The sequence below is a fragment of the Paracoccus litorisediminis genome, assembly GCF_009711205.1.
In the GTDB taxonomy this organism is placed as follows: Bacteria; Pseudomonadota; Alphaproteobacteria; order Rhodobacterales; family Rhodobacteraceae; genus Paracoccus; species Paracoccus litorisediminis.
The window spans coordinates 165,726-184,663 of the sequence record NZ_WMIG01000007.1 but is presented as its reverse complement, the minus strand read 5'-3'; the positions used below and the strand labels follow the sequence as shown (position 1 = coordinate 184,663).

Below are 18,938 nucleotides of genomic sequence, written 5' to 3'. Positions count from 1 at the left end.
GACCATCCAGAACCGCCGCTTGAACCATCAGCGTCAGGCGGCATAATCTCAAACCGGTGCGCCAGGACCCTCTCGTCCAAAATCAGGCCGCCTGTTCCAAATCATTCGACGACGGACAGCCCACGCGTATAGATGTTCTGGATGCCGAAGCGCTGGCCATTCTCGATCAGCACGTCCAGCCAGGCGCGCGTCCCCTCGGTCAGTTCGACGTCCGAGTCGAAGCCCTTGGCCTGAGCGCCAAGACCGATTGCGACGATCGGCTTGTTCACCTGCGCAAGATTTTTTGCCAACCCGCCCAGATCGGTATGCTGACCCAGTTGGTTCGCACAGGGAATGACCACGAAATCGACGTTTTCATTCAGCACTTTCGGGCTGACATGCCAGGGATAGTACTGGATCTCTGCCTGGATCTGGCTGCGTACAGCATGCACGAATGCCAGATTGCCGTTGTTATGGCCAATCTGCCGATAAAGCGTGTCAAAGGCGGCGTTCGAGTAGAGACCGCAATCCTTGCTTTCCCAGAGTAGTCCGATCTTCATGAACCTGCATTCCTTTTACTAAGTGCTGTGAGCGCTAACTTCATTGAGGTTTTGCTGCCGTGGGGCCCGAAAGATTTCAGGCCCCGACGAGCTTTCTTGCTTTGACGGACTTGCGCAATTCGCACGCTTCCATCCACTCTGCGGCGAATTCCTCCAGTCCAAGCGGTGGTGTGATGCGGGATTTATGGACCAGCAGCGCATCCGGCTGGCCATGGACCGACATGATGGCCGAAGCCAAAGCGGCCGGGTCACCGACACGGAACTGCAGGCCCCAGCCTGCGGTCTTTTCTGCCATGCCGCCAATGTCCGAGGCGATCATGGGCGTACCTGCGGCGCGCGCCTCCTGGATCACCACCGGCGAGTTTTCCCACCAGACCGAGGGAATGATGATCCAGCCATAGCCACGCATGATGTCGACGCAATCCTGCGGGCGGTAGCGGCCGCGGAAGTGGATGCAATCGGGAATTTCCAGATCGGGCCACATGCGGGTGAAACTGTCCTTGTCCACGCCGTGGATCTCGATGCTCAGTGGCAATTCCGGGGCCTCGTCCCGTGCCTCGATCAGCGCGGCCGCGCGGATCAGAACATCCAGACCCTTGGTCGGCGTCGCCTGCCCGAAGAAGGCGAAGCGACCGGATTTGGCCAGAAGCTCGGCCTCGGTCTCGGGACGGAAGCTGGCATGGTGGTCCAGACCGTTCTCGATCACCGCGATCCGGCCCTTGGGCACGCCCCAATCCTCGAAGCGTTCGCGCAGGAATTCACTTGGCGAAAGCAAGTGGTTGAACAGGCCCAGCATCTCCAGCATGCGCGTCTTGCGCAGGACGAAATCGATCGGCGGACGCGCGACGCAGGCGGCGCAGGCGACCTCGCTGGACGCGTAACAAAGCTCGCCCGAACGCTTCACCATCTGGCCGTGGTTGGCGCAGATCGCGGTCAGTTCATGCAGCGTGCAGATGAACTTCGCTTTCGGCAGCGCCGCACGCAGGCGGCGGATGGTGCCCGCGCCGATGTTCCAGAAGTGGTGGAAATGATAGACATCGCCCTGCAACGCCAGCAGAAATTCAAAGATCCAGTCCTCGTCGCGGACCTCGGCATGTTCCATGGTAAAGGAATCCATACCACGCCCGCGCAGACAGAAATCGCGCGGACCAAAGCTCAGGACCTGCTGGCTGGGACCGAAGAACTTGGCGCTGTCCTCGGGGCCAATGGTTGAGCCGACGAAAATGACATCCTCGTCCTGCGCCAGCAAGTGTTCGAACTGACGATAGGCTGCAACCTCGCCCCCACCATAGCGCAGGTTCGGATGTGAATGGGACACGATGACCGTGCGGCTCATGCGCTGGCCTCCTCGATCAGCTGGCGGCTATGGGCGTCGAAGGCATGCCAGTCGCGGCCATCGACGAAGTTTTCGCAATGCGGGCCCGATTTGCCCTCGAAGTAGCGATAGATATCAGCGCGGGAGAGCTCGGCCGCGCCCTGCAGGACCAGCGCCTCGGCCAGCAGCCGCAAGCGCGCCTCTTCGGTCAGGAAGCATTCCGGGACCTGACCCAACTGCGCGAAAAACTGCGCGGCGGGCATCGACAGGGCGAAGGGCAGCAGATCGCGGGCAAAGCGCTCGGCCTGAGCGGTGCGGGTTGCCAGAACCGTGCCGATCGGGTCCAGCAAGGTGACGCGCGCGCATACGGGTTCGCGGGCGAAGATCGGTTTCAGGTCGAACTGGAAAAGCACCGAACTGCGCGCAAAGACGACGCGGTCGGGCATCACCTCCGGCCGGGCGATGTTCAGCGAAACCTCCTGCAGGTCCAACCCGGCGGAGATCTCGCGCGCAGCGCCGTTGATGGCGTTCTGCAACACGCCGGTCAGGCGCGGGCGCAACAGTTGCAGGCTCAACCGGCCCGGAAGATGCGGCCCGATGCGGCGCAGCACGTCGCGCAGATCGCCGTCGGCCAGATCATGGTCGAGGATCAGCAGGGTCTCGCCGTCGCCCGGTTTGTCGTCCTCCGTCTCAGTCGGACGCGGCATGGACAGCATATGAGGCAGCATTGCGCGGCGCAGGCGATCGCGATCGGAAATGTCGTCGATCCCCAGCGTGGCCAGCGTCACATGCTGGGCCAGATCGGCAGCAGGGACGGTTTCGATCGGGACCAGAACGCCGGGCAGGAAATCCTCGCCCGGAACCATCAGCAGCAAGCGCGCCGCACCCGAGGGAGGGCTGGGGAATCGCCAGCCACCGCAATAACCGTCATGGCCGCTGAAACGATAGCGCGGCGCGTAGGCTGATAGATCGGCGCGCGCCATGCTGCCGGGCAGCAGATCGACGGGCACAATCGTTTCGTCCTCGATGGCAAGCGCGCAAAGCGGCTCGGCCGAGGCGTTTGCCGGCAGGAACCAGCCGATGACCGCGCCCTGCCCGGATGCGGTCATCTGGCAACGATCAATCGCCAGAACATGTTTTTCGGTTTCGCGCGCGGCCGAAGGGGCCACGCGCAGGCGAGCACAGATATCGCGCCCGAGCCGTTCATCGGACAGCACCAATCGCCGTTGGGCGATCAGGCGCAATAGCGCAAAGAACACTTCGTCCACGCCGACTTCGACCAGATGGGACGCATCTTCGATCAGCCGAGGATGGTGGATCTCGGTGAAGTCATAGCCGTCGGCCAAGTGGATGCTGGCTTTTTCGAAGCCACTTCCCCCGCTCAGTTGGGACAGGTCGAAAAGCGCGACCAGTCCCATCGGCTCATTGCTGCGCAGATCGCGGCGGACATGCCGCGTGACCGCGATCGGGGTCAGGACCTTGTCATCGACATGCAGGCGCAGATGGGGCCGGGGCTGGGTGGTCCAGCCCGCGACCGCCACGATGCGTGCATCGTCCATGAAGCAGAAATCCAAGTTCATCTGCATGGCTGAAAGCCTTTCGCGTTGCAGAAGGTCTTTGTCGCTGTCGGCATCGGACCGGTCAGGTCAGGGTGATGGCGAGACGGTCGAGGATGAGGCGCGCCGCAGGCTGACGCAGGTGAATGATCACGCGGCGGCTGGTGACGTCATCCTCGATCTCGGGCAACGGCAGCTTGCAGACCGAGACCGCGTCCAGATCCAGATGGCATTCCAGATGGCCCGAGTCGCGCACCGACCCGTCTTCGATGAACTCGCGCAGGAAGACGTCTGCGATCTGCGGCCGATCAGAGGTGACCTGCATTTCGATGTAGCAAAGCTCGGCGGGGACCGGCTCGGCCAGCGTTCCCTCAAGGGTAAGCCAGTCGATGCCGGTGCAGCGCAGCTCGACCCCGGTGCCGCTGTCGGCGATCAGCAATTCTGCCCGGCCATTGGTCGGCAGGCAGGCACCGAATGTCGGCGTCACGTCATTGTAGCCCCCGCTCAGGGCCAGACGGGGCCGACCGATCAGGCCGCTGCGGGCCTCGCCGACCAGGTCGAGACGTGTGGATTGAAGTGCTTCCAGAATATCTGCGGCCGCCTGGAAGTTTCGCATCGCGGCTTCATAAAGGGTCATTACATCTTACTCCTGCAAACATCAAATTCTCCCATCTCGTCCCTCTCGGCGGTCAAACCGCCCTCCTGCCTTTTCAACCAGGCCAGCAAGGGTGCGACGGCCAGTGACCAATCGCGCGCCATGCGTGAGGCATTCTGCGAGACCTGCCCCAGAAGGGACCGGTCCTCGTCCAGGGTCATAATCATATGGACAAAGCTGTCTTCGCATCCGATCTCGGGCAGGACGAAGCCTGTGCTGCCATGCTGGATCGCCTCATCCATGGCACCGACATCCGTGGCCAGCACCACGACCCCGCAACGCTGGGCTTCCAGAACGGACAGCGGCAGGCCCTCGTAATGCGAGGGCAGAACCATCACGTCCGTCGCGGCCAGCAGCCGGGTCAGCGCCTCCTGACCACGTACCGGACCCAGCATCTGGGTCTCATGCGGGAATGAGAAATCGGCCTCGGCCGTATCGACGACCGAGCCACCGGCGATGGTCAGGCTGATCTGAGGCGCATGCAGCGCCAGCCCGTGATAGATCGCCGACAGGCGGTGCACGCCTTTTTGCGGGTCCAGCCGCCCCATGAACAGGACGCGAAGCGGTGCCTCGGGATCACGCTTGGCGCGATCCTCCATGACCGTGCGAGCGGTGCCGGCGGGCAGCGGATAGCCCGGCGCATTGACCACCGCCATCAGCTTCTCTCGCGGGATGCCGTGGCCATGCATCCAGATCCGCAGCGCCTCGGAGCAGGTGATGATCAGGTCATAGGCATATTCGTAGGCCAGGGCCAGTTTCGGCGGACCATAGCTCCGGCCATAGGTGCTGCGTTCCAGCAGGTGTTCGTGATCGATCATCGTGATCCCACGACGGCGCAGGTGGTCGGCCACCTTGTGCAGCGCGCCGGAATGGGCGTTGATCACCACGTCCATCGACGAGAGCAGCCCCATCAGATCGGCTTTTTCATCCCCATTGCCCCAGCTGGGCTCCGACGTCCCCAGGAACTCGGTGCCGGTCCAGTCGATGGCGCTGGGATCGGGCATCCAGTTCACGGTGGTGAACGCCTGCAACGCCCAGCCATCAGGATGGATCGGCCGGTCGCTGACCACGACCAGATGGCAGCGATAGCCGTTCTGCGCCAGTTCGCGCGCCATCGAGGCCACGACCTTTTCGACGCCGCCGAAATCGAAGATCGGCAAGACAAAGGCGATGTCGCGGATGCCGGGCCGCTTGAGCAGCGGAAAGACCACGCCCCCGCCCGAGATCTTGCGCGGGATCTGGACCGCCGTGCCGCGATCAATGGCACCGCCCTGCTCGCGCCATTCCCAGCGCTGCCCCAGCGCATTGCGGAACCGGCTGCGGCTGAGCTGCAGAATGAAGCTGCGCAACAGTTCGGGTCCGCTCGCGGACTTGAGATCGAGCCGCGCCATATGCTCGAGCGACATCGACCAGCTGCGCACGCGGAAGCCCGAGGAGGTCTGATCGATGCGCCGCAGCGCCTCTTCGTCCGAGCTCATGAACAGGTCATAGACCGCATTCAGGTCGATCACGATCCCGTCCGCCAGACGGTCGGGAGTGCCGCGGTCATTGCTGATCCGATGGCCGCTGGCCGAGGTCTCCAGATAGAACAGATCGAAGCTGGGCCGCTTCTCGGCCCGCGCCCAGCGACGCTCGGCATTCCAGAAGAAGCTGTGTAGCAGCCGATTTTCCAGCAGCCGGGCCGAGACGCCCTCACGCAGGAAGACCAGATAGGCGGGCGCGTGATTGGCAAAGGGCTCGGCGAAATGCGCCATGATCTGGCGCTCAAGCTCTTGCGGGGTGATCTCGCGGCTCTGGTCGGGATCGGTCTGCAGTCGGACGGTGCTTCCGTGGCCCTCGATCACCGCGAAGCGCGGGAAACGCGCGGCCTCGAGTGCAAGCAGCTTCGGGGTGTTGAACAGCCACGCATGTTTCTGTTCCAGATAACGGCGCAGATCGGCATCGGCATCATGCGAGTTGCTCAGCATGCTGACGGGGCGCTTGCGGTAAAGCAGCAGGGGCTGGGCCGCGGACTGGCCGCTGAACCCGGCCTGCGCCGCCGAAAGCCAGAAATCCCAATCCTCGTAGCCGCGCTTCATATCCTCGTCGAAACGGATGCCCGCATCGAAGACCCGGCGACGGATCAGACTGCCCGCCTCGCAGATGTTGATCTGGGCGTGAAACAGCAGCTCATGATTGCGGTCCGTAATATAGTGACCATTCTGCCCGAAGAAATCGAAATCGGGATAGAACCAATCGGCCTGCGGGTGGCTCTTGAGCAGGCGACGCATGGCCTCGCCCGCGTCCGGCGCCAGAATATTGTCAGCATCCAGCAGGAAAACCGCATCCAGCTTGGGATCGGCCTTCAGCGCGGCGTCAATCCCACGATTGCGGGCCGCGCTCAGTCCGGCGTTACGACAGTGAAGAACCTGCATCCCCTTGCCCAGCAAGGCCTGCCAGGCGGCCAGGCTCTCCAGCGTTTCGGCATAGCTGCATCCGTCGTTCACGACGATCAGCCGCTGGATGGTCCCGGCCTGAATGTCACGCTGCACCGATGCGATGGCATCGTCGAGCAGCACCGGATGGCCCTTGATCGGGATGACCACGCTGATGGCCGTTCCCTTGCGGCTGCCCGCCGCGCTGACCGAACTGAGAGTGCGTTTGCCGCGGCTCATGCTTGCCCCGCATAGGCTGGAGTTGCCTGCTGCTGCCAGGCGCTTGCCTGGTCGCCGCGTGAAAAGCGGAAGCCCCGGAACAGACCCCAGCTCAGATCATTCGGCACATCGGTCGCCAGCGAGACCGCCAGCAGGATATCGGCCTTGCCGGTGATCGGCTCGACCGGGATGCAATGCGCCTGTCCCCAGCCGCGGGGTGGCATGCCCGTCACCCACGACCCCATGCGCCGCTGCCAGAAACCATCCTCGTCGACCAGCCCGTGCGGGGCGACGCCGACGGCAAAGTTCAGGCTGGGCGCGCGGACATGGCCCACGGTCACCAGCGCCGAAATATGCGACAGTCCCGCCAATTCGACGCCACGGATGATCGCGCAGGCCGGCCCGCTGCGGGACGGGTGGACAAGGATTGCATCCTCGTTTTCCCAGAAAGCCGTTGAAACATGATCCGCTGCCATCATCGGCAGGGCGAATAGCTCGGGCACTGGCAATGCCGAAGGCCCGACGAACTCGGCCTCGCGTATGGACAGGCCGCGGCCCCTTGAATAGGCGGGGGCACAGCTGGGCAGGCGCACGCCGCCAAGCGACTGCCAGACCCGGATCGCAAGCGTTGAGTCGGGCGAGGTCCCGGAGTTCAGCGTGGCCCGGAAACGATAATCCGGGACAGGTTGTCCCAACCCAAGGGTGATGGTGCCGCTGCCGGTCCAGACAAGCCGCAGACGGCAGTCCCGGCCTGCGCCCGCAATCGGCTCGGGCAGAGCGAAGCGCATCCAGCCGGTTTCGATCCCCATGTCGGGACTGACGGCCTGCATCGGGTAGATCTGGCCTGCGGCATCCTCAAGCGTGACCTCCAGCTCATCGATCACAGGCAGGACAAGATGCGGGAACCACAGATCGACAGCGGTCAGGCTGACCGCGTTGATCGGCAGAACCTGAAAAGCCGATTGCCCCTTGGCCAGCACCAGCATGCTGCCGGTCGGCTGCCAGGCCAGAGCATTGGACAGCTGCGGGTTGCCCAGACTGTAAAGCAGGTTCTCGATCTCGCGCAGGCGCGTCTTGACGCCGATGCTCTCCGAGCGCAGCTGCGCGGCAATCGAACGCGCCTCGCCGACCTCGCGATGCGAGGCGGTCAATTCGTTCATCAGCAGCCGTAGCAATGCCCCTGACGCCAGATCGGGCTGGGCGGGGTCAAGTTCCACCAACCCAAGCTTGGCAAAAGGCCCATCGGCCAAGGCCGCACGCAACTTTTCCGTGTTTCCGGCCAGTGCGATTGCACCGGTCACCGCACCGCTGGCCGGGTACGCAATTTGTTCCTGATCGCGCTTCAGATCGAGCGCTGCAATCTCGACGTTTTCGGGCAGAAGGCCACGAGCAAGATCCAGCGCATGGCTATCGACGATGAACGTAGGCATTCCAACTCTCTGTGCATAATATATTCCATTAAAAACAACATACTAATAAACGAGGTCGTCGACCTCTTACATATGGACGCTTAGGACGACAGGGATATGACAACTTTCCCTGGTCGTATGACACGGTCTAGCTGGACAATCGGGATAGCTTGACCCCCTCCCCCTACCGAGAAAGTTAACATCGCGCTAGAGGCGAGCGACCGAAGATGTGACGATCAAAATTAAAAAGCTAAAATATAAGCAAAAAAAGTTTTTCCTGCCTGTCGAAATAAGCGTCAGCGGCTTCCGGAGCGTGGAACATATGCTAGGTTGGCGCGGCTCAGTCCGGTCCTTTGGCCGAAAAGGAGCCATGGCAAGACGGCTCGCAGGGGGCGCGTCTTGGTGAAGCCCATGATTGTTGCCGACTTTCTGTGCGAATAGGACAAAGGACGGCGCGGTGCAGTAAGGTTGCGGAATGTATGGCCAGAGCAGCCGCCTTTGCGCGTCGTTTCAGTCGCCGGGCGTCAAATTGAGCCGCTTAAACGGGCTTTTGGTTCCCCGAGCGCCCCCCCTCACCCGCACGGGCACCATGGTCAGACCGGGGCCAGCTTCTGAAGCCGTCCCGGTCCGATTAATTCCCCCCGCACCGAAAACGCTTTGAAAATCGCGGCCATCGCGCGGAATTGGCAGGGCGTTTCCACGCTTTTGGCAAGGCTTCAGATTCATTGAATTTCAGAGCCAGAACATGAGGGTGGCAGCGAGGGGGATGGCTGAAAACGATTGATCGTAGCGGGTGGCGATCTGTCGCCAGTCCTTCAAGCGACCGAACATGATCTCGATCCGGCTGCGCCTTTTGAAGCGTCGCTTGTCATATTTCAAGGGTTTCTTGCGGGATTTTCGGATCGGGGATGCAAACTTTTATCTCTTTGTCTTTCAAGGCTTTCCGCGGGAAGTCGGTGTGATAACCACGATCTGCCAAGAACTACTCTGCCTTCGGCACGCTTCCAGAGGAATCTCCGCGCCGGTGTCGTCGCCAACCAGGTCGGCAGATATGAAGAACCAGACTGAGGCCCCCTCGGCGCGGGTGACGGCGCGCAGCTTGGTATCGTTGTGGGGAAACCTCAGTCTCACGGGCCACACGCCTTACAGCGTTTCACATCCGGGACCCGCTGGAACCCTTTCTGCTCGACTTCAACATCGAGCCGGAAACCTTTCGCGCCGGCGACCCATATGAAAGGCCATCTCTGCGAACTCACTTGTGAGTCGCCGATGGACATTTTTAACAACACGCTCGATCGGTCGGATTGGCGCATGGCTAGGGTTGGCTAAAAGAGATTACGATGCAACCTGCGTCGGCCCAACCAAGCCGTGCCTGCCCTCTATGCTTGGCAGACGATGACGCGTCGGGTTATTCGGCAGCGCTGCGATCTGCTGATCTGGTGGATCGCAACAGTTCGGACCTGCTTCCGGCACAGCTTGCCGCTCATCACGCGGCGAAAGGCGCGGGCGACCACAATGCGCCCGGGAATCTCGTTGAGGAATTTACTGATGGTTGTGGCGAGCTTCGGATGATGGCCTCCAGTTTAAAGAAACGACCGGTGTCTCTCCTTCAGAACTACGTCATCCGGCGGCTCGGGCGACACCAAGGGTTGGCATGGCTCGATACTCAAGCCCTTGATGCAGCCATCCGCGCAGCTGAAATGCTGGGAACTCTCGCCGAGTTCGGCAGCGGGGGTCACCTCGACGACCAATCTGAGACAGAACGGGACGTCGCCTCGATCTCTGCTGTCAGGATCACAGCGAGCGGTCAGGTCAGAATGTTGAGTTCGTCGGCGTGATGAACGCAACCCATCAGATCGTCCAGCGCGAACTTCAGCGTAGACTCGATAGACGTCGCGACGCGGCCCGCTCGAACCGCGGGACAGTCCCCCGAGGCATTCGAAAGCCGCGTTCGAATGCAATCGAAGCGAGAACTATGCTCGGCGGGGCATATTGCGTTGCCTGCAGACCGCAGCATCGCGACACCAAGGGGCGTCTATCAAGTGACTTCTGCCAAAGCCTGAATATCCGACTTATCCGGTCGCAACGCCAATCTGAGAACGGTCGCAACCGATATTTTCCGCATTCCGCCTGTTGGCAGGTCTGTCCGACCCAATGACGAGCTACATCACTTGAAGACCGCCCTTCGGGCGGCTTCTTTCGTTTTGTGGCCACCCTTTTGGTAGGCATTTGAAATGTGGAGAACAAACAAGTTATGTTGAATGCAGTATTATAAATATCAATGCGTTAGTTGTGAAAATCGCCACTCAAAAGTCATTTAATGTGTGGAGTTCCATCCTCTGGCTCATATTGCAGCCAGGTCATCAGCAGGTCGTGGAAGACCGCGAGTACCACCGGACCCAGAAATAGCCCGGTCAGGCCAAAGCTGAGCGTGCCGCCCACCAACCCCAGGAAAATGACGAATGTCGGCGTGGACAGACCCCGGCCCATCAGCATCGGTTTGAGCACATTGTCCAGAAAGGTCAGCGGCAGCAGGATGACGGTCAACAGCAGCGCATGCCCCGTCGTGAACGAAAACCATGCCCAGATCAGCAGTGGCAGCACGACCAGCGCCGGGCCAAGCTGCAGGATGCACAGGATCAGGATCACCAGCGCCAGCAGCCCGGCACTGGGCAGCCCCGCCAGTTGCAATACCAGCCCGATCAGGCTGGCCTGCACCATCGCGACCCCTACCACCCCGCGCGAGACGTTGCGAACTGTCACTGTAGCCAGATCGACGAACTTGTCGCCACGCGGGGCGACAAGGCGGCGGGCCACGCGTCGTCCCCAGATCGCCAGCTCGGGGCCGGGAACCAGCAGCAGCCCGGCCATCACGATCGAGATGATGAACTTGATCAGATCGAAGCTGAGTTCGGATACCCGGCCAATCGCCCTTGCGCCAAACGGCGCGATGAACTCGCGATAGCGGACCAGGAAGGTTTCGAGGCCGGTTGAGGCATGGCCCCAGAACTCGCGGATCTGCGCGCCGATCAGCGGCAGGTCCAACAGGCGTTGCGGCGGTTTAGGCAGGTGCAGGCTGCCGGTGCGGAAGCCCTCGACCAGTTTGTGGACGGTCTCGAACAGGCTGCCCATCAGCGCGGCAACCGGCCCCAGGACCATGGCCAAAGCGGCCAGAGTCAGCAGGATCGCCGCCAGCTTGCGCCTGCCGCCCAGCAGCTGGGCCAGCCATACATGCAAGGGGGCCAGCGCCACGGCCAGCACGATCGCCCAGATGATGATCGGCAGAAATGGCCGCAGCATCGCCAGCGCCAGTATGGTGAAAAACCCCAGCAGGACCAAGCGGATGACCAGATCGGTCACCCGCGCGTCAAACTGTTCCGGCCTGTCCTTTGGGTTGTCCAACCGGCGTCTCCTTGTGGGGCGCGTTTAGAATTTCCAACGCGTTCCCAGCAGCAACGCGCTGATATCCTGATAGTCTGCGCCGGTATCGTCGTCGAATTGGTACTCGCGATAGCCCAGATAGGCCTCGAGATTGTAATCGTCGAATTTCTGGACCGCCTGAATGCCCCAGGATTTCGAATCCGACCCCGAAATCACGTAGTCAGAGCCGTCGAAATAGTCGATGGACACGGCGGTGCTGCCGTAATCGATCAGGTCGCCCGCCCAGCCCAGCTTGATATAGCCGTAGCTGCCATTGTCATCCCGCCCGTCCCCCGCAGCCAGCGTCGCGCTAAGGCCCGTCGGCAAATGCTGGATCGAGGTCGAGGCGACCAGCTGTTCGGTATCGTCGTCATCGTCGCTTTTCCACGCATAGCCGATCCCGGCAGCGGCCTTGTAGACGTCGGTGTCATAGGCATAGCGCAGAGCCACGTCGTAGTAGGTGGCGTCGTCATCCTCGGCCAGAATTTCCTCGCCATAGGCGGCCGAGAAGGTGAAGCCGGAAAACTCGGGCGTGTCATAACGGACGCGGAAACGCCGCGAGCCGTCGAAATCCTTGAAGGTGTCCCCGATCGAAACGCCGGACAGGGTATCGCCATCGCGGAATTCATAGCCACCGGCGGTATCGGGCAGGTTGGCGTAGCCGACAACGCTGGTGCCGGAATTGTCGATCTCGGCCACGCCATCGGTGGCCATGCTGCCCTGACCAATCCAGACCGAGCCGAAGTTCGCAATATAGACCGCCTCGAATTTCCGCAGATCGGTCCTTTGCCAGTCGATCCAATCGGGATCGTCGATCTGGTTGGTATCCGAGGTGGTTTTGAAGCCCAGCCCGGTTTCAAAATTGAAGCGCAGCTTGTTTTCACCCATCGGCACGTCGACCCAGAAGCCCAGACGGCTGACCGAGTTGCCGTTGTCGACGAAATCGTCAAAGGACTCCTCGCCATCATCGACGCGCTGATAGGTCAGGTTCAACTGGCCATAGAAGGTCGCGGTCGCGCCCGAGGGATGGGTGAAGGTCAGGTCCTCGGCCCAGCCCGGCAGCGCGGCAAGGCAGAGACCCGGAGCAAGTATAAGAAGCTTCTTCTGCATCACTGTTCTCCGTTTCTGATGTCATCGCCTTGCCGAGGGCGGGCATCCCCTGCCCCTGCAAGGTGAAATCACGGCTTCCCTCGCAACATGAGGAACTTCTGAACAAGGACGGTCCGGGCCTTGGCTGTCGCCGGGTCGAAGGGACCGGATATGCGCGTGTCGTTTCGGTAAGCCACGGTCAGCTTGCGGTGCCACGCCTGAGTTGTGGATTCCGGGCTGACGTTTGGTGCCGCCTCCTATGATACCTGAATATAGTGCGAAAATCAGCGTGTGATGCGTTTGGAAAAAGGTCACGCCCGGCTGTAACCGCCGAAGCACACCCCTTCCGATATGGACCCGTTTGCAGGGTAGGCCGCATGACGCTGCGGCACGGCGCCGTTCCATTCCATCCGGATGGCGCATGGAGCCAAGGCAGTGACGCAGCAGTCCAAGACGGCTGGCCCAAGGATCGGCATTCATGTCGTCAAAACGTCATCTTCAGGGAAATTATCCATGATCTCGCGATCCCGCCTTCGGGCCGCATTTTTGACTTCGGCCATGGGCGCGGTCATTGGCTTTGCGCCGCTGGCTGCAATGGCAGCCGAGGAAGCGGCTTTGGTCCTGAAGGGTGGCCGCGTCCACACCCCCGCCGGTGTCGAACAGGCCATTGCCGTCGATGCGCGCGGCCAGATCATGGCCATCGGGGACGATGCCGTAATCGCACCCGCGATAGGAGCCGCGACCAAGATCATCGAACTCAACGGTCGCACGGTGATGCCGGGCCTGCATGATATGCATGTTCATTCGCTTTCTGCCGGGATCGAAAGCCGGAACTGCAACTTCGCCCCCGATGCGACGGTAGAAACCGTGCTGAAGGCCGTCGCCGATTGCGCCAAGACCCGCAAGGAGGGCGAATGGATCGTCGGCGGCTACTGGAACGAACCCGCGCTTGGCGAGAAACCCACGCGCGCGCATCTGGACAGCGTCGCGCCGAACAACCCGGTGGTGCTGCGCGACACCAGCGGCCATAACCGCTGGGTCAACTCGAAGGCGCTGGAACTGGCGGGTTATGCCAAGGACACGCCGAACCCCGAGGACGGCATCATTGAGCGCGACGCCAATGGCGAGCCTACCGGCATGTTGCTGGAACGCGCGGGCTATCTGGTCGACCGTCTGGTTCCGGCACCGAACAACGAAGAACTGGCCGCCGCGCTGAAATGGTCGCTGAACGAGATGCTGTCCTATGGTATCACCTCGTTCACCGAAGCCTCGGCCGGGTCCGAGCGTGGTGAGGCCGAGCTTGCCGCTTGGGCCGAAGCCGCCGATAGCGGCGTGCTGAAGCAGCGTGCGCAGCTTTGCCTGAACTGGCATCCCGCCGAGGCCGCGGCCTCGGACGCGCTGCTGGCGCATCGCAACCGCTATGCCCGCGACAAGGTTTCGCCCAATTGCGTCAAGCTGTTCCTCGACGGCGTGCCGACCGAGGGTCACACCGCCGCCATGCTGGAACCCTATGCCGATGCCGATCCGAAAGCTCATGACCATGCCGGGACGCATGGCATGTTGCTGATCGAGCAAGACGAGCTGACCGCGCTGGTCAAGCGCTTCGACGCGATGGGGCTGAAGGTCAAGATGCACGCGGCGGGCGACGGCTCGGTCCGGGCCGCGCTGAACGCCATCGAGGCGGCGCGCCAAGCAAATGGCTTTGGCGGCACGCTGCATGACGTGGCCCATAGCAATCTGGTCAAGCCCGAGGATATGGCCCGCGCCAAAGCGATGGGCGCGACCTTCGATGTCTCGCCCTATTTGTTCGCCCCTGCCCCGATCAATGAAAGCATCATGACGGCGGTCGGCCCTGATCGCGCCAACCAGTCTTGGCCGGTGCGCGCGCTGATCGATACCGGCGCTCTGGTCATTCCCGGCTCGGACTGGCCGGTGATCCCCTCGGTCAACCCGTGGATCGGCATCGAGACCATGGTGACGCGCGAGGTCGAGGGCGGCAGCGCCGAGAAATTCGCGGCCGCCGGTGCGGTGACGCTGGAAGAAGCCATTGACCTTTACACGATCCGTGCCTCGCGCGGCAAAGGCCTGTCGAACCTGACCGGCAGCCTTGAGGTCGGCAAGGCCGCCGACATGATCGTGGTCGAAAAAGATCCCTTCGAGGTCCCGCTGCGCGATGTCCACGCCACCAAGGTCGATCAAACCATCATCGGCGGAGAGATCGCATATAGCCGCTAACTATTTAATAAAACTGTAAATTCTACTGACGGCCGGCCGATCCATGATCGTGCCGGCCGCTTCTTTTTCCTCATCGTCAGATTCCCTTTGACAGCGCTTGGGTCGCTTTCTATTTGTAGGACAAATAGAGGGGGAGTGAGCATGCGGGTTAACGCCGCCATCCATCGCGATTTCGCGATTTCCAACATTGATGACCGGCTTTATGCGGCTTTCATCGAACATATGGGCCGCGCCATCTATTCCGGCATCTATGAGCCGGGACATCCGCAGGCCGACCAGCACGGTTTCCGCCGCGATGTGGCGCAGTTCGTCCGCGATCTGAAAATCCCGGCGATCCGCTATCCGGGCGGCAATTTCGTCTCGGCCTATAACTGGGAAGACGGGATCGGACCCAAGGCGGACCGCCCGGTGCGCCTTGACCTTGCATGGCGCAGCAAAGAGTCCAATCAGGTTGGGATCAACGAATTCGCCACCTGGGCCAATGATCTGGGCATCGACATGATGCTGGCGGTTAACCTTGGTTCGCGCGGGATAGAGGAAGCCCGCAACTTCATGGAATATGTGAACCATCCCGGTGGCACCTATTGGTCGGATCTGCGCCGCAGCCACGGGGTCGATAAGCCCTACAACGTCAAGATGTGGTGCTTGGGCAATGAGATGGACGGCCCGTGGCAGATCGGTGCCAAGCCCGCCCGCGAATATGGCCGTCTGGCCGATGAGACCGCGAAGGCGCTGCGTGCGATGACGCCGGATGCCGAGCTGATCGTCTGCGGATCGTCCAACGACCAGATGCCGACCTATCCCGAATGGGAGCGCTCGGTGCTGGAGGAATGCTACGAGCATGTCGATTACATTTCTTTGCACAAGTATTTCGGCAATTCCTCGCGCGATACGCTGAACTTCTTTGGCAAGATCGAGGAGACCGGCCGCTATATCAACGCGATTGGCGGCGTCATCGATTTCGTCAAGGCCAAGAAGCGGGCCAAGAACGACGTCCATATCTGCTTTGACGAATGGAACGTCTGGTATCATCGCCGCGAAGAGGACTCGCGGCGCTGGCGGACATGGGACTGGCCCGAGGCCCCCGATCTGCTGGAGGAAAACTACACCTTCGAGGACACGCTGTTCGTCGCGGGCCTGCTGAACGAATTCATACGCCGTTCGGACCGGGTCAAGATCGCCTGCATCGCGCAGCTGGTGAACGTGATCGCCCCGATCCGCGCCGACAAGGGCGGCAAGGCGTGGCGGCAGTCGATCTACTGGCCCTATCAGCTGGCCTCGCTTTACGGGCGTGGCACCGCGCTGCGGGTCGCGGTGGATGGGCCGAAATACGATTGCGAGGTCGCCTCGGATGTCGATTTCCTGGACATCAGCGCGGTTACGAAAGACGGCACGGTGACGGTGTTCATCGTCAACCGCCACCTGACCGAGACGCTGGACCTGCGCCTGTCGCTGACCGGCTACAAGGATGCCTCGATCGAGTTCCACAAGGTGATCGAGGGCCATGACCTGATGGCGACGAACGGCCCGGATGCCGAGCCGATTGCCCCCGCCGACGGCAAGGGGCTGGCGGTCGATGACGGGACCCTGGGCGGCAAGCTGGCCCCCCTGTCCTATCACGTCGTCCGGCTGAAGGTCTGAGCCGATGTCGGGCGTGGTCCTGCGCAATGTGCGGAAATCCTTCGGCGCGGTAGACATCATCAAGGACGTGTCGCTGACCGTGCAGAAGGGCGAGTTCGGCGTCTTTGTCGGCCCTTCGGGTTGCGGCAAGTCCACGCTGCTGCGGATGATCGCCGGGCTTGAGGACACGACCTCGGGCATGATCGAGATCGGCGGCCGCGATGTCACCGCGGTCGAACCGTCCCGACGCGGGGTCGCCATGGTCTTTCAGTCCTACGCGCTTTACCCGCATCTGTCCGTGGCCGAGAACATGGCCTTTTCCTTGCGGCTGGCCAAAAAATCGCGGGCCGAACGCGAGGAGAAGGTGCGCGAGGCCGCCCGCATCCTGCAACTGACCGATCATCTGGAGAAACGCCCCGCCCAACTTTCGGGCGGGCAGCGCCAGCGCGTCGCCATCGGCCGCGCCATCGTGCGCGAGCCCGAGGTATTCCTGTTTGACGAACCGCTGTCGAACCTTGACGCGGAACTGCGCGTGCAGATGCGGCTGGAACTGTCGCGCCTGCATAACCAGATCGGCGCGACCATGATCTATGTGACCCATGATCAGGTCGAGGCGATGACGCTGGCCGACGACATCTTCGTGCTGAAGGGCGGCGTCGTGCAGCAATCTGGCGCTCCGCTGCGACTATATGATGATCCGGACAACCGCTTTGTCGCGGGGTTCATCGGCTCGCCGTCGATGAACTTCCTGAGCGGGACCGTGACCGGGCACAGCGCGCAGGGCATCGTGGTGGCAAGCGAGGAAGGTGCGCTGGAAGCACACCTTACGGAACGTCCCGCTCTGGGCACCACGGTCATCCTTGGCGTCCGTCCCGAACATTTGGCCCCGGCCGAAAGCGGGATTCCCGTCACCGTCGAGATGGCCGAGGAACTGGGCGGCAACGCCTATGTGCATTGCCGCCTGAATTCGGGCGCGGACATCGTGTTCGAGCGGCGCGGGCTGCGCGACCGGCTGGATGGGCAGCGGGTCCGCCTCTCGGCCGATCCGTCACAGATCTACTGCTTCGCACCCGAGGGGCTTCGGCTGCGCTGATTTGAACCGGACTGGGAGGTCCGGCCAATGGAGGAGGGAAGAAAAATGAAACTGTTTACCTCGCTGGCCATGGCGGCACTGCTGTCGGGTGCGATGCCGGTCATGGCGCAGCAACAGACGATCACCTGGTGGGATTTCTTCGCCGGCGGCGACGGCGCGCGGATGAAGGCGCTGATCCAGCAGTTCAACGACGAAAACCCCGACATCAAGGTCAATGCGACCACGCTGGAATGGGGCACGCCCTTTTATACCAAGGTGCGGACCTCGGCCGCTGTGGGGCAAGGCCCGGATGTGATGACCTATCACCTGTCCCGGCTGCCGATGGGGTTGAAGGAAGGCATCCTGACCCCGATCACGGACGCCGACCTGCAGATAGCGGGTCTGGCGAAGGACGATTTCTACACCCCTGCGCTGGAGGCCGCCAAGGGTCCGGATAGCACGCTTTACGCCGTGCCGTTCGACATCCATTCGACGGTTCTGTTCTATAACAAGAACCTGCTGAAGGGGACGCCCTTCCTTGACGCCGAGGGCAACCTGACCGGCATCGACTCGCTCGAGAAATTCGAGGCCGCCCTTGCCGCCGCCAAGGCCAATGGCTCGACCGCGCCGATTTCCTACGCGACCGGCGACGATGGCGGGGTCTATCGCGTCTTTTACACCCTGCTGGCCCAACAGGGCGGAGAGCTGATCTCGGCCGATGGGCAGGTCCTGCCCGGCGACAGCGCCGACAAGGCCGTGCGCGCCGTCGAGATCATGACCAAATGGGCCGAAAATGGCTGGCAGCCGGAACAGGCGCTTTACGAGGCTTCGGTCGCGCTGTTCACCTCGGGGAAGTCGGCCTTCTTCTTCAACGGCGCGTGGGAGGTTCCCACCATGGTCGATCTGTCGGCCAAGAATGAGCTGGGCTTTGAATGGGGCGTCGCCGAGATCCCGACCCTGCTGGAGAAGCACACCAACTGGGCCGACAGCCATGGCTGGGCCGTGCCGATCCAGGGCAAAGCCGAAATGGCCCCGGAAAAGCGCGAGGCCGTGATGAAGCTGATCGGCTGGATGGAGAAGCACTCGCTGGACTGGGCGGCGGCGGGCCATATTCCGGCCTATAAGCCGGTGGCGACCTCGCCGGAATTTGCGGCGATGAAGCCCAATTCCAACTATGCGGGCCTGGCCGACCGCGCCACTTATGATCCGCGCAGCCCGGTCGCGGGCGTGGCCTCGCCCACCTATGACGCGGCGGTCAATATCATCGCGCCGGCGATCCACGGCTATATGCCCGCCACTGACGCCGTCGACCAGCTGCGCGCCGAGCTGGAAAAGGCGATGAAGTAACGACACTCGCGGCCCCCGGACATCGCTCCGGGGGCCGCGCGCCTTCGG

At 62.1% G+C, this 18,938-nt stretch carries 13 protein-coding genes and 1 pseudogene; 5 read left to right on the top strand and 9 right to left on the bottom strand.

Going from position 1 to position 18,938, the window contains the following annotated elements:
- Positions 1-101 precede the first annotated feature (101 nt).
- The 7 genes and pseudogenes from GL300_RS14520 to GL300_RS26700 form a co-directional block, all read right to left on the bottom strand.
- Positions 102-539: a hypothetical protein gene (locus tag GL300_RS14520; protein ID WP_246195189.1), complete on the bottom strand. Its 438-nt coding sequence runs from the start codon at positions 537-539 to the stop codon at positions 102-104.
- Positions 540-615: 76 nt separating this feature from the next.
- Positions 616-1,875, bottom strand: a complete 1,260-nt coding sequence (locus GL300_RS14515; protein WP_155040369.1) for a glycosyltransferase — start codon at positions 1,873-1,875, stop codon at positions 616-618.
- Complete coding sequence (locus GL300_RS14510; RefSeq protein WP_155040368.1) at positions 1,872-3,440, bottom strand: hypothetical protein; 1,569 nt, start codon at positions 3,438-3,440, stop codon at positions 1,872-1,874. The genes GL300_RS14515 and GL300_RS14510 overlap by 4 nt, the downstream gene beginning before the upstream one ends.
- Before the next feature lie 55 nt (positions 3,441-3,495).
- On the bottom strand, positions 3,496-4,047 hold the full coding sequence (locus tag GL300_RS14505; protein WP_155040367.1) for a hypothetical protein: 552 nt from the start codon (positions 4,045-4,047) through the stop codon (positions 3,496-3,498).
- Positions 4,047-6,719, bottom strand: coding sequence for a glycosyltransferase (locus GL300_RS14500; protein WP_155040366.1), 2,673 nt, complete (start codon positions 6,717-6,719; stop codon positions 4,047-4,049). Before GL300_RS14500 ends, GL300_RS14505 begins: the two co-directional genes overlap by 1 nt.
- The gene (locus GL300_RS14495) at positions 6,716-8,128 is read right to left on the bottom strand and encodes a DUF6212 domain-containing protein (protein WP_155040365.1); all 1,413 of its coding nucleotides are present in this window, start codon (positions 8,126-8,128) and stop codon (positions 6,716-6,718) included. Before GL300_RS14495 ends, GL300_RS14500 begins: the two co-directional genes overlap by 4 nt.
- 711 nt (positions 8,129-8,839) lie before the next feature.
- Positions 8,840-9,214 (bottom strand): annotated as a pseudogene (locus tag GL300_RS26700) (transposase); the annotation flags it as partial.
- Positions 9,215-9,492: 278 nt separating this feature from the next.
- Between GL300_RS26700 and GL300_RS14485 the strand changes: the two are divergent.
- Positions 9,493-9,945 (top strand): hypothetical protein, encoded by a 453-nt coding sequence (locus tag GL300_RS14485; RefSeq protein ID WP_155040363.1) that lies wholly within the window; start codon positions 9,493-9,495, stop codon positions 9,943-9,945.
- A 475-nt stretch (positions 9,946-10,420) separates the two neighbouring features.
- Here the strand turns inward: GL300_RS14485 and GL300_RS14480 are convergent, their stop codons facing one another.
- Together GL300_RS14480 and GL300_RS14475 are read right to left on the bottom strand one after the other, a co-directional pair.
- Positions 10,421-11,509, bottom strand: coding sequence for an AI-2E family transporter (locus tag GL300_RS14480; RefSeq protein WP_155040362.1), 1,089 nt, complete (start codon positions 11,507-11,509; stop codon positions 10,421-10,423).
- Between the two features lie 24 nt (positions 11,510-11,533).
- Positions 11,534-12,637: a porin gene (locus tag GL300_RS14475; protein ID WP_155040361.1), complete on the bottom strand. Its 1,104-nt coding sequence runs from the start codon at positions 12,635-12,637 to the stop codon at positions 11,534-11,536.
- Between the two features lie 492 nt (positions 12,638-13,129).
- Between GL300_RS14475 and GL300_RS14470 the strand changes: the two genes are divergently transcribed.
- The 4 genes from GL300_RS14470 (at position 13,130) to GL300_RS14455 (ending at position 18,890) form a co-directional block, all read left to right on the top strand.
- The gene (locus GL300_RS14470) at positions 13,130-14,851 is read left to right on the top strand and encodes an amidohydrolase (RefSeq protein ID WP_170297674.1); all 1,722 of its coding nucleotides are present in this window, start codon (positions 13,130-13,132) and stop codon (positions 14,849-14,851) included.
- Positions 14,852-14,992: 141 nt separating this feature from the next.
- On the top strand, positions 14,993-16,492 hold the full coding sequence (gene arfA, locus GL300_RS14465) for an arabinosylfuranosidase ArfA (protein ID WP_155040359.1): 1,500 nt from the start codon (positions 14,993-14,995) through the stop codon (positions 16,490-16,492).
- Positions 16,493-16,496: 4 nt separating this feature from the next.
- On the top strand, positions 16,497-17,564 hold the full coding sequence (locus GL300_RS14460) for an ABC transporter ATP-binding protein (RefSeq protein ID WP_155040358.1): 1,068 nt from the start codon (positions 16,497-16,499) through the stop codon (positions 17,562-17,564).
- A gap of 45 nt (positions 17,565-17,609) precedes the next feature.
- Positions 17,610-18,890, top strand: a complete 1,281-nt coding sequence (locus GL300_RS14455; protein ID WP_155040357.1) for an extracellular solute-binding protein — start codon at positions 17,610-17,612, stop codon at positions 18,888-18,890.
- The last annotated feature ends 48 nt before the right edge of the window (positions 18,891-18,938 follow it).